The 13,854-nt window shown below is 62.4% G+C and carries 10 protein-coding genes; 1 reads left to right on the top strand and 9 read right to left on the bottom strand.

Annotated elements, in window-relative coordinates; translation table 11 throughout:
- Positions 1-288: 288 nt before the first annotated feature.
- The 4 genes from glyS to A8B82_RS01780 form a co-directional block, all read right to left on the bottom strand.
- Entirely contained in the window at positions 289-2,526 is a 2,238-nt protein-coding gene (gene glyS / locus A8B82_RS01765) for a glycine--tRNA ligase subunit beta (protein ID WP_067287593.1), read from the bottom strand.
- The gene (locus A8B82_RS01770) at positions 2,507-3,424 is read right to left on the bottom strand and encodes a DUF1206 domain-containing protein (protein WP_067287596.1); all 918 of its coding nucleotides are present in this window, start codon (positions 3,422-3,424) and stop codon (positions 2,507-2,509) included. The genes glyS and A8B82_RS01770 overlap by 20 nt, the downstream gene beginning before the upstream one ends.
- 75 nt (positions 3,425-3,499) lie before the next feature.
- Positions 3,500-4,024 (bottom strand): DUF6446 family protein, encoded by a 525-nt coding sequence (locus A8B82_RS01775; protein ID WP_067287599.1) that lies wholly within the window; start codon positions 4,022-4,024, stop codon positions 3,500-3,502.
- A complete protein-coding gene (locus A8B82_RS01780; RefSeq protein WP_067287601.1) occupies positions 4,021-4,959 on the bottom strand; it encodes a glycine--tRNA ligase subunit alpha in 939 nt (312 codons plus the stop codon). The genes A8B82_RS01775 and A8B82_RS01780 overlap by 4 nt, the downstream gene beginning before the upstream one ends.
- A 421-nt stretch (positions 4,960-5,380) precedes the next feature.
- Between A8B82_RS01780 and A8B82_RS01785 the strand changes: the two genes are divergently transcribed.
- Positions 5,381-7,174 (top strand): serine protease, encoded by a 1,794-nt coding sequence (locus A8B82_RS01785; protein ID WP_067287604.1) that lies wholly within the window; start codon positions 5,381-5,383, stop codon positions 7,172-7,174.
- Positions 7,175-7,668: 494 nt separating this feature from the next.
- Here the strand turns inward: A8B82_RS01785 and A8B82_RS01790 are convergent, their stop codons facing one another.
- From A8B82_RS01790 to A8B82_RS01810, 5 genes are all read right to left on the bottom strand, one after another.
- Positions 7,669-9,267 (bottom strand): 5-guanidino-2-oxopentanoate decarboxylase, encoded by a 1,599-nt coding sequence (locus A8B82_RS01790; protein WP_082899089.1) that lies wholly within the window; start codon positions 9,265-9,267, stop codon positions 7,669-7,671.
- Positions 9,267-10,715 carry a TrkH family potassium uptake protein gene (locus A8B82_RS01795; protein WP_067287606.1) on the bottom strand — a complete coding sequence of 483 codons (1,449 nt, stop codon included), beginning with the start codon at positions 10,713-10,715 and terminating at the stop codon, positions 9,267-9,269. The genes A8B82_RS01790 and A8B82_RS01795 overlap by 1 nt, the downstream gene beginning before the upstream one ends.
- Positions 10,716-10,841: 126 nt before the next feature.
- Positions 10,842-11,081 (bottom strand): hypothetical protein, encoded by a 240-nt coding sequence (locus tag A8B82_RS01800; protein WP_067287608.1) that lies wholly within the window; start codon positions 11,079-11,081, stop codon positions 10,842-10,844.
- Positions 11,082-11,344: 263 nt separating this feature from the next.
- Entirely contained in the window at positions 11,345-12,439 is a 1,095-nt protein-coding gene (gene folE2, locus A8B82_RS01805) for a GTP cyclohydrolase FolE2 (RefSeq protein WP_067287609.1), read from the bottom strand.
- 113 nt (positions 12,440-12,552) lie between these two features.
- Positions 12,553-13,731: an aminotransferase class V-fold PLP-dependent enzyme gene (locus tag A8B82_RS01810; protein ID WP_067287611.1), complete on the bottom strand. Its 1,179-nt coding sequence runs from the start codon at positions 13,729-13,731 to the stop codon at positions 12,553-12,555.
- Between the last annotated feature and the right edge of the window lie 123 nt (positions 13,732-13,854).

Consider the following 13,854-nt stretch of genomic DNA (forward strand, 5'->3'; position numbering starts at 1 on the left):
CGCAGCATAGGGCCTTGCGGCTTAGTGGCAAGAGTGACGATAGGCGATGCGTGCCTGAGCAGGGCACCGTGGCAGATGATCGTCATCCTCGGGCTCGACCCGAGGACCTCTAACGACAGGGCGCGGGAAAGGAGATCCTCGGGTCAGGCCCGTGGATGACGGTGGCAGGGCGCGGGGCGGGAGATCCTCGGGTCAGGCCCGAGGATGACGGTGCCAGGGCGCGGAGCGGGAGATCCTCGGGTCAGGCCCGAGGATGACGGTGGCAGGGCCCGAGGATGACGCCCGCATTTAACCCTCGATCTTCGTCAGATCGGCGACCGAGGTGCAAAGGCTGCGGATGCGGCTGAGCAGGTTCAGGCGGTTGCGGCGCACCATGCCGTTGTCGGAATTGACCTGCACCGCATCGAAAAACCCGTCAATCGGCCCGCGCAGCGTGGCCATGGCGGACATGGCGGTGGCAAAGTCCTGCTGCTCCATCGCCGGTTTGATCTGCGCTTCGGCGGCATCCAGAGCCGCGAACAAGGCACGTTCCGCGTCATCTTCCGCAAACTTGACGTCCGCCCCATAGGAATATTCGACCCCGTCCGCCTCCTCGGCCTGGGTCAGGATGTTGTTGGCGCGTTTGAAGCCCTGGATCAGGTTTTCGCCGTCATCGGTTTTCAGCGTCTCGGAAAGGGCCCTGGCGCGTTTGACCAGCAGGGTCAGGTCATCGTTGCCTTCCATCGCGATGCAGGCGTCGATGATGTCATGCCGGATGCCTTGATCCTTGAGGTAGACTTTGAGGCGGTCGTGGAGAAAGGCGAGGAGGTCGTCTGCTTTTGCTTGGACCGATGCAACTACGTCTTCATCATTCCGATGCATTTCTTTTTTGAGTTTGTTGATTACCGGCCGAAGAGTCTTTTCGTCTGCTTCTGGGTCAGTCCGTAAAAGTTCTTCGAAGTCACGAATGGCAACTGTGTTAAGTGCACAAAGCTTGCCGAAAACCTGACCATCATGAATGGCGATCTGCGTCGATATTAGGCCAGCAAGAGGAACACTTCTTTCGTTCTCGAACGCGGTCCTCGCAAGTCCCAACGCCGCCCGCCGCAGCGCAAAGGGGTCTTTACTCCCCGTCGGCTTCTCGTCAATCGCCCAGAAGCCGGTCAGCTTGTCGACCTTCTCGGCCAGCGCCACGGCCACCGACACCGGCGCGGTCGGCACATCGTCGGACGGCCCAAGCGGCGCGTAATGCTCTTTGGCCGCAGCCGCCACCGCATCGGATTTGCCCGCCGCCTTCGCATAATAGCTGCCCATCAGCCCCTGCAATTCGGGGAATTCATAGACCATCTCGGAACTGAGGTCCGCCTTGGCCACGCGTGCCGCCGCTTCCGCCTCCTCCGGGTCCGCCCCCACCATCGGCGCGATCTCGCGGGCCAGCACGGCCATGCGGTCAATCAACTCGGCCTGGGTGCCCAGCTTGTTGTGGAAGGTGACGTTCGACAGCGCCTCCACCCATGTCTCCATCCCCTTGTCGGATGTCGCCACGCGCAGATCGTTTTCCCAGAAAAACTTGGCGTCCGACAGCCGCGCCGACAGCACCTTTTCATTGCCCGCCAGAATGGTGGCCCCCTCATCCGCCGTGGTGCGGTTGGCGACGGTGATGAACTTTTCAATCCGGCCCGTCTTGGGGTTCTTCACGGAAAAGAATTTCTGATGCTCGCGCATCGACGTCTGCAAAACCTCCGGCGGCAGGTCGAGGAAATCATCGGCAATCGGCCCCATCAGGACCACGGGCCATTCCACCAGCCCGGCGACTTCGGCCAGCAGGCCCGCATCCTCGACCACTTCCATGCCGCTGGCAAAGGCGGCATTGCTGGCGTCGTGCCAGATCGCATCGGCGCGTTCCTGCGGGTTCAGCACGACAAAGGCGCGCTTCAGCTTTGCCTCGTAATCCTCGAACCCCGTGACCGTGATCGCATCAGGGGCCAGAAAACGGTGACCGCGCGTGCTGTCACCCGCCGTGATGCCATCGACCTCAAGCGGGACCACTGTTGCCCCGCCCTCGTCGCTGATCAGGCAGAGGATGGAATGCAGCGGGCGCACCCATTTCAGCGTGCCATTGCCCCAGCGCATGGATTTCGGCCATGGAAAATTGCGGATCGCCTGTTCCAGCACCTCGGCCACGATCTCTGCCGCCGGTCGGCCCGGTTTCTCGATCTTTGCAAACAGAATGTTACCCTTGGGGGTCTCGCGTTCCTCCAACTGATCACGGGTGACACCGGCACCGCGCAGAAAACCCTCGATGGCCTTTTCAGGCGCGTCGGCCTTGGGGCCCTTGCGTTCCTCCACCGTGCGGGGGCTGGCGTCCAGCATCCCCTCCAGCGCCAGCGTCAACCGGCGCGGCGTGGAAAAGGCGGCGGCATGGGCATAGGTCAGACCGGCCTCGACCAGACCGTCCGTGACCAGCTTTTGCAGGTCTTCGGCGGCGCGTTTTTGCATCCGGGCGGGGATTTCTTCGGAGAAGAGTTCAATCAGCAGGTCTGGCACAGGTCACACTTCGGTTGGGAATGTGGCCGAGGGATAACGGGCGCATCCCCCGCCGTCCAGACCCCGCCCTCACTGCATGAGGGCTTTTTGTCAGTGTTTTCACATCCGGGCCGTCGATTTTGGGCACGATCCGAAACACCGCCTCGACCAGGTTATAAAGCGCAAAGCCCAGAAGACCGACACCCGCGAAGCCCAGAAGCACCGGACCGTAGGGTTGCGCGCGCACCGTGTGCAGGGCCTTGCCCAGCCCTCCGGCCTGGGAGGGATCGGCGTTCAGCGCCGCAATCCCGATGGACAGGGCGACCAGCGACAACAGAATGCCATAAATGATCAACCCGCCCTTGATCGCCGCGTCGAAGCGCGTGGTGAAGGCCGAGGCAGCAAGGTGTTCCTTGTACTTACCGCTCCACCCCTTGTAGCAATAGTAGGCCCCCGCCCCCAGAAGGACCATCGCCCCCGCAGCGACGATGTAGCGGCCCATCGGCATGTTCATCAGCCTGGCGGTCCAGTCCTGCGTGCTGTCGCCGCCCGATCCGCCGCCGCCAAGGGCAAGCGACAGCACCGAAACGCCGATACCGGCATGAATCAGGCCCGTTGCGATCTGGCCTGTCCGGGCAATCACACCCTTGGCGTCGGTGCCATGGTCCTCCACGTCGGCGACCCCGGCAATGACGCGCCAGACCATATAGGCCAGCAGCCCCAACCCGATGATCCAAAGCGCGATCACACCGTATGGTTGCGCGCGCAGGGTCTGAAGCGCATCCTCGGTGCCCGATGCCTCGGTCGAGGTGAATGCCGCGATGATCGCCAGAACGCCGATCGTGGTATATATCAACGCCCGCGCACCGTATCCAGCGCGCATCACCCATTTCAGGCCCTCATGCGACTTGTCTGCCATTTGCAATGCTCCCCATGAAAGGAACAGCGCCTGAGGTTCGAAGATGGTTCCCGCGCATCGGCGGGAAAAGCGCGATCAGTCGGCGGCATTTCCCGGCACCGGCGGGCATTCCTCGCCCACCACGGTGCCATCATAGGCCTTTTCTCCACAATCGTTCAGCTCGTGCCAGACATAGCCCTGCCCGTCTTCGGTGATCGCGACAATGCGGTCCACCCCGTAGGCCACGTTCTTTTGCCCCATGAAGGCCAGCGCGCTGCCGTCCTCAAGTGCGGCACCGATGGCGGCGGCGTCGAAACAGGAAAACCAGTCCGGCGCGTTGCGCGGCGTGGCGCTGTCCAGCAGGACATAGCTTTCGGTCAGGAACGGCAGGCTCAGCGGTGTGGTGAAACAGGCGCGGAACCGGATCGGCGAGCTGTCGGCGTCAATGGCGGTGATGCCGTCCGCCGGGATGGCTTCGGGCTGCTGCGAGGTCAGCGACATCAGCGACACGCTGTCCTGCCGCACCTGCTCATAGAACCCATAGACCTGCAGGTAATACAGCGCCGCGCCCGCGATCAATGCAGATACCAAGATGACAATCCCTATGATCTTGCCGCTCACGCCGCATCCTCGGACCAGCCGCCTGCGCGGGTCTGCACAAAGGCATCGGCGCACAGTTTGGCCAGCGTGCGCACCCGCCCGATATAGGCCTGCCGTTCGGTCACGCTGATCACGCCGCGCGCGTCCAGCAGGTTGAACATGTGGCTGGCCTTGATGCATTGGTCATAGGCCGGATGTGCCATGACGATGCGCTTGCCGGTCTTGGGGTCCTGCGCGGGCTGGTCGAGGATATGCCTGCAATGGGCCTCCGCCTCTTCGAACTGGCGCAGCAGCACCTCGGTATTGGCGGTGTCAAAGTTCCAGCGCGCGTATTCCTCCTCCGTCTGTTTGAAGACGTCGGCATAGGTCAGCGGAATCGGCGCGTCGGGGTCGTTGAAGGGCATGTCCATCACATGATCGACGCCCAGCACGTACATCGCCAGCCGCTCAAGCCCATAGGTCAGCTCGCCCGAGACGGGGTGGCAGTCATGGCCGCCGACCTGCTGGAAATAGGTGAACTGGCTGACTTCCATGCCGTCGCACCAGACTTCCCAGCCCAGCCCCCAGGCGCCCAGCGTCGGGCTTTCCCAGTCGTCCTCGACAAAGCGGATGTCGTGCAGGTCCATGTTGATCCCGATCGCCTCAAGCGAGCCCAGATACAGCTCTTGCAGATTGGGCGGGCTGGGTTTGATCAGCACCTGATACTGGTAATAATGCTGCAACCGGTTCGGATTCTCGCCATAGCGCCCGTCGGTGGGGCGGCGCGAGGGCTGGACATAGGCCGCCGTCCAGGGCTGGGTGCCGAGGCTGCGCAGAGTTGTGGCAGGATGAAAAGTACCGGCCCCCACTTCCATGTCATAGGGCTGCAGGATGGCGCAGCCATGGCGCGCCCAATAGCCCTGCAAGGCAAGAATGATTGCCTGGAAAGAACGCGGCGCATCGGGTTTTACGGACATTTGGAGGACCTCTTGATATGCGCGCCATTCCTACGGCTGTCACCCTGGGGCGTCAATTGCGGCTTTGTGATTAAATAGGCGACCATCAGCCATAGGCTCTGGACCCATTAATCTTACATGCTCAGTTTGACAGATTTTTTCGTAGACCAGGAGCATCTGCGCAAGAATAGTGGTTCTATTTCAAGCAGATGTGACGCAGGCTGCGGGAAAATCCGTCAAACCCGAAGGGCGGCGATTTCACTTCATTTCAACGTCTTGGGTCGTTTGCAAATAGAACCACTATTGGCAGCACGCCCCAAACCCTTGAAATTTCGTGAAATCGCCGCTGAGCATATAAGATTAATGGGTCCAGAGCCTAGCATTCGTGGCGGTTTCCTGCTTATCTGCGCCGGATTTTGATTCAGTGAAAGTACGCGCCCCGATGATCCGTCTTGTTCTGGCTGTTTGCGCCGCAACTCTGTCCTTTGCTCCCCCCGCAACCCGCCCCGTGCAGGCACAAGCCGCAGACGAGGTTGTCTGGGTCCAGATCGAGGCGCAGCCAAGTCTGGCGGCGGCAACCGACCGGGCGCGGGCCTATACCACCCTGCTGGAAGATGTGAACGGCTTTTCCCTTGGCGGCGGCTGGTACGGCATCGCCGTCGGCCCCTACCGCCGTGCCGATGCGGAGCAGGTCCTGCGCACCTATGTCCGGGACGGGCTGGTGCCGCGCGACAGTTTCATCCAGCTGAGCAGCCGGTTTGACCGGCAGTTCTGGCCGGTGGGGGCCAATGTGCTGAACGGCGGCGTGATCGACACGCCCTCCACAGTTGTGACAACGCCGGATGCACCGGCAGAACCGGCGCCTGCCGAACCGCTGGCAGAAGCCCCTGCCCCCGTGCCGGAACCGGAACCTGCCGATGAATCTCCGCAAGAGGCGCGCCTTTCCGAGCGTTTGCTTGACGCACAGGAACGCCGCGACCTGCAGATTGCGCTGCAATGGGCCGGTTTCTACAACGCCAGCATCGACGGCGCCTTTGGCCGGGGCACCCGCAACTCCATGGCCCAGTGGCAGGAAGCAAACAATTACGAGGTGACAGGCGTGCTGACCACTCTGCAACGCGCCGACCTGCTGAAACAATATAACGCGGTGCTGGACGGGCTGGGCCTGCGGATGGTCCGGGACGACAAGGCCGGGATCGAGATCATGATGCCCACCGCAGAGGTGGCGCTGGACAAATACGAACCCCCATTCGTGCATTACAACAGCACCGGCGACATCGGCGCGCGGGTGCTGTTGATCAGTCAGGCCGGGGACCAGAACACGCTTTTCGGGCTTTATGACATCATGCAGACCCTGGAAATCGTGCCGCTGAACGGCCCGCGTGACCGCAAGAACACCTCTTTCGAGCTGATCGGCGAGAATGGCAGCATCATCAGCCAGACCCAGGTTTCGCTGGAGGATGGCCACATCAAGGGCTTTACGCTGATCTGGCCCGCGGGCGACGAGGAACGCCGCCGCCGGGTGATCGCGGAAATGTCGAAAAGCCTGATCCGCCTGCCCGGCGTGCTGGACCCAGCAGCAGGCACCAACGAGGAACAGGCCATCGACCTGGTCGCGGGCCTCCAGGTGCGCCAGCCCAAGGTCGCGCGCTCCGGCTTCTTTGTCGATGCCAATGGCAGTGTCGCAACAACAACCGAGGCGGTGCAAAGCTGTGGCCGGCTGACCATCGACGGCGATACCGAAGCCGATGTCATCGCCAACGACAGCGCAAGCGGTGTCGCCATCCTGAAACCGCGCGAGGCATTGGCCCCCATCGCGGTTGCCGAATTCGGCGTCGGGACTCCGCGCCTGCAATCGGAAATCTCGGTGGCGGGCTATTCCTATGAGGGGGTCCTGTCGGCGGCGACGCTGACCTTTGGCACGCTGTCGGATGTGCGCGGGCTGCGGGGCGAGGAAACGCTCAGACGTCTGGCGCTTGGGGCACAGGCCGGTGACGTCGGTGGCCCGGTCTTCGATGCCAGCGGCAACGTCATGGGCATGTTGTTGCCGCGCGCTACAGGTGCGCAGGAATTGCCGCAGGATGTGAACTTTGCCGTTGAATCAGGTGTCATTGCGGAACTGGCCACATCGGCCGGTCTGACCCTGACAGCGGGAGAACGCACAGGTGCCATCGCCCCCCGCGACCTGCGCCTGAACGCGCAGGGCATGACCGTTCTGGTCAGCTGCTGGGAATAAGGCATAGGGCGGATCGGATCGGAGTTTTCAAAAACTCCGGCCCGATTTTTTCAAAAAAATCGCCTCAACCCGCAATGTCGGGTGTGACGCAGATCGGCACCGGGCCATCCGACAGGACTGCCCCTGCCCCAAGGGCCTCGGCCAGCCTCATCAGAACCGCCCCGGAGTTTTCAAAAACTCCGACCCGATTTTTTCAAAAAAATCGCCTCAGTCGGCGATGTCGGGTGTGACGTTGATCGACGCCGGGCCATCTGACAGGACCGCCCCCGCACCAAGGGCCTCGGCCAGCCTCGTCAGAACCGCCCCGGAGTTTTCAAAAACTCCGACCCGATTTTTTCAAAAAAATCGCCTCAGCGCGCGATGTCGGGTGTGGCGTTGATCGACGCCGGGCCATCTGACAGGACCGCCCCCGCCCCAAGGGCCTCGGCCAGCCTCATCAGAACCGCCCCGGAGTTTTCAAAAACTCCGACCCGATTTTTTCAAAAAAAATCGCCTCAGTCCGCGATGTCGGGTGTGACGTAGATCAGCGTCGGGCCATCGGCCTGGAATGCCGCCGTTACAGCCTCCTGCATCTCTGACAGGCGCGCTGGCCGCTCCGCGCCCGCGCCAAATGCCTCGGCCAGCTTCATGAAATCAGGGTTGCGCGCGATGACCGCATTTGGCGCAATCTGCGCGCCGATCATGCTGGCCTCGATCGCGCCCAGTTTTGCGTTGTCCCACAGGATGATCGGGATCGGCAGCCCCAACTCCACCGCCACACCCAGTTCGGCCATGGTATAATGGAACCCGTAGTCCCCCATGATCGCCAGTGTGGGCTTGCCCTGCCGTGCGACGGCCCCGCCGATGGCAGCAGGCAAGGCGTACCCCAGCGTGCCAAAGCCGTATGGATGGTGCCAGTGGTTCGGACGGGCCATGTTCCAGACCTCCTTCGCGGCATAGGCAAACTGCGTCATGTCCGAATAGATCATGGCATCCTGCGGCAAGCAGCCCTGCAATGCCTCGGCCACCCGCAGGACACCGGGATATTCCGCATCCACTTCCAAACGCCATTTCAGGCGGGCGCGGGCGACCTCCTCCGCGGTCCAACCGCTGTCGCCGGGCGCGTCGGTTGCGACGGCTCCGTGCAGGGCAGAGAGGAAATCCGCGGCATCCGACTGCACATGCCACTCCGCGCGGGCCGGGTCCGTAAGGCTTTCGGTATCCAGATCGACCCGCAGCATCGGCGCGGTATGCCCAAGCTGCGCACGCCACAGATCCACCTCGGCCAGTTCCGTGCCGACGGCGATCAAGGCATCCGCCTGCGCGATCACAGCGGCGCTGTCGGGCCGCGCCAGATAGCTGCCGAAATGCAGCGGTGCATCGGGGTCGATGATCCCCCGCCCGGCATAGGTGGTAAAGCTGGCCGCGCCCAGATGGCGTACCAGCTTGCGGGCCGCGTCAGCCCCCGCACGCGCGCCGCCGCCAAATATGAACAGCGGTTTGCGCGCCCCGGCCAGCAGCCGCTGCGCCTTTTCAACATCCATGGGCGTGCCCCCGGCAATCGGGGTCTGCCGCATGGGCCGGGGCGCGGCGGGCGCCGTCGCCTCAAGCTGTGCAATCGGCACCTGGATATGTTTGGGGCGTGGGCGGCTCGCGCTGAACTCGGCCCATGCCCTGTCGACCAGCGCATAGGCCGCCTCTGCGGTGCGCGCCTCCTCCGACCAGTCGCACACGGTTTCCGCCGCGCCGCGCTGGTCTTTCATCTGGTGCAACTGGCCGCGCCGTGCTGCCAGTTCGTCCAGACAGGACGAGATCACCAGCATCGGCACCGAGTCGCTATAGGCCTGCCCCATCGGCGTCATGATGTTGCACAGCCCCGGCCCGGTAATGACATAGGCCACACCCGGTTTGCCCGTGGCACGGGCATAGCCGTCAGCCATGAACCCCGCCCCCTGTTCGTGGCGCGCCAGCACATGGGTGATGCCCGCTTCCTCGATGCCACGGTACATTTCCTGGTTGTGCACCCCCGGAATGCCAAAGATCACATCAACGCCCCGATCTTTGAGCATATGGGAAATCTGCGCACCCAAGGGTCGCGTTGTCGTATCAGCCATCAGGCCCTCCAGAAACTTACGGTAAACAGAACGTAGACCACCATGAGCTCCAACCGGCCCAGCAGCATGGCGAAGATCAAGATCCATTTGGCGGCATCGTTCAGGGTGCTGAAATTGCCCGCAGGCCCGATGATGTCACCCAGACCGGGGCCGATGTTGGCCAGTGCCGCCCCTGCCCCGGACACGGATGTCACGAAATCCAGCCCCGTCATGCTGAGCGCCACTGAAACCAGGCCCAGGGTCACCACGAAGAACATGAAGAAGGACATCACCGAAGACAGCACATCCGGCCCCACGGGCCGCCCGTCATAGCGCGGGGTAAAGATGGCGTGGGGCGACCGGATGCGCCCCAGCTGCGCCCGGATCGAGGCAAACAGAAGCTGATAGCGGAAAATCTTGATCGAACAGGCAGTGGACCCCGCGCAGCCCCCGATCAACCCGATGAAAAAGAACAGGGCCACGGCAAACGGCCCCCAGGTCATGTAATCGACAGAGGCATAGCCGGTACCGGAAATGATCGAGGTGATGTTGAACAGCGCTTCGCGAAAGCTCTGCTCCCAGTGGTTTGGAAAGACGTGTTGCAGGGTCAGAAAGACCACCAGAACCAGCACCGAAATGGTCAGCACAAAGCCTCGCACCTGGGGGTCGCGCTGCAAGGCCAGCGGGTTGCCGTTGACCAGTTGCACATAGCGCACGAAAGGCAGCGCCGCGAGGATCATGAAGACGCTGGCAACATATTCCGGTGCCCCGGCGAATTGCCCGAAAGAGGCATCGTAATTGGCGAAACCCCCGGTTGAAATCGTGGTCAGCGCATGCACGGTGGCATCGAATGTGTTCAGCCCCAGCGCCAGATAGCTCAGCACGCAGGCCACCGTCAGCCACAGGTAGATCACCGCGATCTGGGTGGCGATCTGCCCCGCGCGGGGCAGGATCTTGCCAAAGGTGTCAAAGGCTTCGGATTTGAAAATCTGCATGCCCCCGACCTTGAGTTCGGGCAGGAACACCATGGCCACGACGATGATACCGATCCCGCCCAGCCATTGCAGGATGCCGCGCCACAGCAGCAGCCCCTTGGGCAGCGCGTCCAGCCCGGTCAGCACCGTGGCCCCTGTTGTGGTCAGCCCCGACATCGCCTCGAATACCGCATTGGTGAAACTGGACTGGGTTTCACCCAGCATGAAGGGCAAGGCACCGAAGATCGGCAGCATGACCCAGACGCCGGTGGTCAAAATAAAGGTCTGCTGGATCGTCAGCCCCTGCCGGACCCCGTTTGCGCAGGCCAGCGCCATCATGCCGCCTGCTGCGGTGGTGATCAGCCCGGCTTCGACAAAGACGATGCCATGGCCGCGGCCTTCGGCCAGATCCACCAGCAAGGGCACGATCATGGCAAGTCCCAGTACCCCCACAAGGAGGCCGACAACATAACCGACAGGGCGCAAATCCATCATGCGGCAGCGTTGGCGTCTGGCAATGGCGGTGTCAAGCGATCAACCCCCCAGACATGAAAACGGCCCGGCGTGCGGCTTTTTGGGCGGCACGGCACCGGGCCGTTGATCAGCGAATGTCGTTCCGTTTCAGAAGCCGTAAAGGTCCTTGAAAACGTGGTGCACGATGTCGTCGCGCTTGATGTTCATCGCGGCGAGTTCGGCGTCTGATTTGGCCTGCAGTGCAGTTACCTCATCAAGCCGGCGCTGGCCGGTCGAATTTGCGATCATGGCTTGGCCGATGATGCTGAAGAACGCACCGACACGGGCCAGCACCGTCTGTGCGGAAGTGCCGAAGCCAGTTGTTGTCATGGTGGTCTGGTAGGTCATTTTGAAGTGCCTTTAATCCTTGTTGTCTCTTCCCTGACCCTCAGATAGGCCTGCCGGGCGTCGGAGAGAACCGCCAAAAATGCATACCGGAACGCCTCGCCCTGCAGGGCTCTGCACTGCAGCATAGATCTTGAAGAGGTCGCAGCGGGTGGCAATTCCATTGTCACAGAGCAATTGCCGCGACCTGAGCCATCAGGTCGCGCGACAGTGCGGCAGCGATGGTGGCACCCGGACGCAGCAAACGCCCAGGTGCCGCCACCGCGTCAGCCGACGTGGAACAAGGTGTTGAACAGCTTGGGGTCGATGCTGGCCACCTCGAAGGTCGGCCCTTCGGTCAGCACCGAAATCGCGTCATGCGAATGCAGGCTTTCCTGGTGGCTGGCAATCACCCGGAAATCTCCGACCCTGCCGTCTTGCTGCAATTGCTGGCAGAACAGGCGGGCGGCGTCCTCGACAAAGATCGGGTTGGCGGCATTCAGCTCGGCAAAGGCCTGTTCGTCCTCGCGCTTGACCATCACCTGCGTTTCGGTCGGCACCGCGCGACGGCAGGCGTCGATCAGATCCTCGAACCACAGGCATTCGCGATCACAGTCGATCACCGCCGAAATCCGTGCGACCGAGCGCTGGGAATGCGGCGTGGCCAACTGCCCCCGCGTGGCGCGCGCATGTTCGCTGAGCTCCAGCGAACAGGGGCAGGTGCTGGAATAGACATAATCGAGGTGGATCATCTTCTGACGCACCCCGCCCTTCTCCACCAGTTCCAGGGCGATATCATAGTATTGATAGCCCGACAGACCGGAACGCAGGCTTTCGATCTTCATCGGGAAGGAGAACCGCATCTGGATGCGCGCATCCATGCTGTCGAGGTCGGCCTTGTAATCGTCCAGCGCCTTTTCGATCACCTCAAAGCTGAAGGTCGCCTCCGCATGCTTGTAAAAGCTGCGCATGATGCGGGACATGTTGATGCCCTTCTTGTCTGCCTCAAGGCTGACAGAGCCGGTCACGGATGTCTCAAGCGTCAGTTCGCCATTGTCGCGGGTGCGAAAGCGGATCGGCAGGCGGAAATTGGAGATCCCCACATGCTGGATCTGCTGCTGCGCGCCCCGGATCAGGCTGCTGGGGCCGTTCTGAAGATCGGGCAGCGTGGATTTATAGACCTCTCCCACGGCGAAATCATCCGGGTAGTCGCGCCGGAACTCCGGATATGCCGGTGCATCGGACAGCAGCCGGGATACCGACGGATCAAGGGCGGCAACCTCTTCCGGGCTGGCCGCACGCGCCCAGGCCTTCAGCACAGACAGCGCTTTTTCCGCGTCAGACCGCTCCGGCGCTTTCTCGACTGATGTGATCGCATTCATGGCTCAGGCTCCCCTTGTCCTTGCAGGCTTAACTTAGGGTGCCTTGACCGGATTACCAATCAAGATACCGCATTTCCGGCAAGCTGTGTGGCGAAAGCCGACACGCCGGACGCTCAGACCGTCAACGCCTGCATCAGATCCGCGATCAGGTCGTCCACATGTTCCAGCCCCGCAGACAGGCGCACCAGACCCGGCGAGATGCCCAGAATGTCCTTCTGTTCCTGCGGCAGACGCTGGTGCGTCGTGGTCGCGGGATGGGTCGCGATGGACTTCGCATCGGCGAAATTGTTGGAAATCGTGATGACTTTCAGCGCGTTGAGAAAGCGGAAACAGGCCTCCTTGCCGCCCTTCACCTCAAAGGCGATGACGGTGCCCCCGGCGGGTGCCTGGGCCAGTGCCAGCGCCTGCTGCGGGTGGGCGGCATGGGTCGGATAGCGCACGGCTTCGATCATCGGATGCCCCGAAAGCGCCTCGGCCAGCTCATGCGCGGTCTGCGCCTGTGCCCGGACCCGCAGGTTCATTGTTTCCAGCGCCTTGAGGTGGGTCCAGGCGGTAAATGGGTTCATCGCCCCGCCGGTGTGCTTCATATAGGCCTCGATCGGGCCGCGGATCAGCTCGCGCGGGCCGCAGATCGCGCCGCCCAGCATCCGCCCCTGCCCGTCGATATGTTTGGTGGTGGAGACAATCGCGATATCCGCGCCACAGGCCTGCGCATAGGAAAACACCGGGGTCGCCATGGCATCGTCGGCCAGCACCAGCGCGCCAACCGCATGCGCCGCCTTGACCACATGGCGGATGTCCACGATTTCCAGCGTCGGGTTCGAAATGCTCTCGAAAAACACCAGCCGCGTGTCGGGGCGGATCGCGGCATCCCATGCCGCGTTATCCCTGCCGTCGATCAGGGTGATCTCGACGCCGAAGCGCGCCAGCACGTCCTCCAGCACGTAAAGGCAGGACCCGAACAGCGCCCGCGATGCCACCACGTGATCACCGGCCTTGACCAGCGCCGTCAGCGCCCCGCTGACCGCCGCCATGCCCGAGGTGCAGGCAAAGCAATCCTCATATCCCAGCAGGTCCGCGATGCGGTCCTCGAACATGCGCACCGTCGGGTTGCCATAGCGGGCATAGATGAATTCATCCTCGCCCAGCGCCTGGAAACGCGCCTCGGCCTGTTCGGCGCTGTCATAGACGAATCCCTGGGTCAGAAATACCGCCTCGCTGACCTCGCCATATTGGCTGCGGCGGGTGCCCGCGTGAACCGCGCGGGTGCTGGGGTGCCAGTCTTTGCTCATTTGCTTATCCTTCCGGCCCGTGCTTGCGGGCAATAAAAAAACTCCAGACGCGGTCAAGCGAAAGGAGTCTTTCCTCGACCTTTTAGCAGTTTTTGACAGGTCGATGCCCATCGTGGCCCGCAA

This window comes from Sulfitobacter sp. EhC04 (genome assembly GCF_001650875.1).
Classification (GTDB): domain Bacteria; phylum Pseudomonadota; class Alphaproteobacteria; order Rhodobacterales; family Rhodobacteraceae; genus Sulfitobacter.

What these genes read in the sequence shown, in the direction of transcription:
- A8B82_RS01800 (WP_067287608.1), bottom strand. Translation starts at nt 11,081, where the DNA reads ATGACCTACCAGACCACCATGACAACAACTGGCTTCGGCACTTCCGCA.
- A8B82_RS01795 (WP_067287606.1), bottom strand. Translation starts at nt 10,715, where the DNA reads ATGATGGATTTGCGCCCTGTCGGTTATGTTGTCGGCCTCCTTGTGGGG.
- A8B82_RS01790 (WP_082899089.1), bottom strand. Translation starts at nt 9,267, where the DNA reads ATGGCTGATACGACAACGCGACCCTTGGGTGCGCAGATTTCCCATATG.
- A8B82_RS01785 (WP_067287604.1), top strand. Translation starts at nt 5,381, where the DNA reads ATGATCCGTCTTGTTCTGGCTGTTTGCGCCGCAACTCTGTCCTTTGCT.
- folE2 (WP_067287609.1), bottom strand. Translation starts at nt 12,439, where the DNA reads ATGAATGCGATCACATCAGTCGAGAAAGCGCCGGAGCGGTCTGACGCG.
- A8B82_RS01780 (WP_067287601.1), bottom strand. Translation starts at nt 4,959, where the DNA reads ATGTCCGTAAAACCCGATGCGCCGCGTTCTTTCCAGGCAATCATTCTT.
- A8B82_RS01810 (WP_067287611.1), bottom strand. Translation starts at nt 13,731, where the DNA reads ATGAGCAAAGACTGGCACCCCAGCACCCGCGCGGTTCACGCGGGCACC.
- A8B82_RS01770 (WP_067287596.1), bottom strand. Translation starts at nt 3,424, where the DNA reads ATGGCAGACAAGTCGCATGAGGGCCTGAAATGGGTGATGCGCGCTGGA.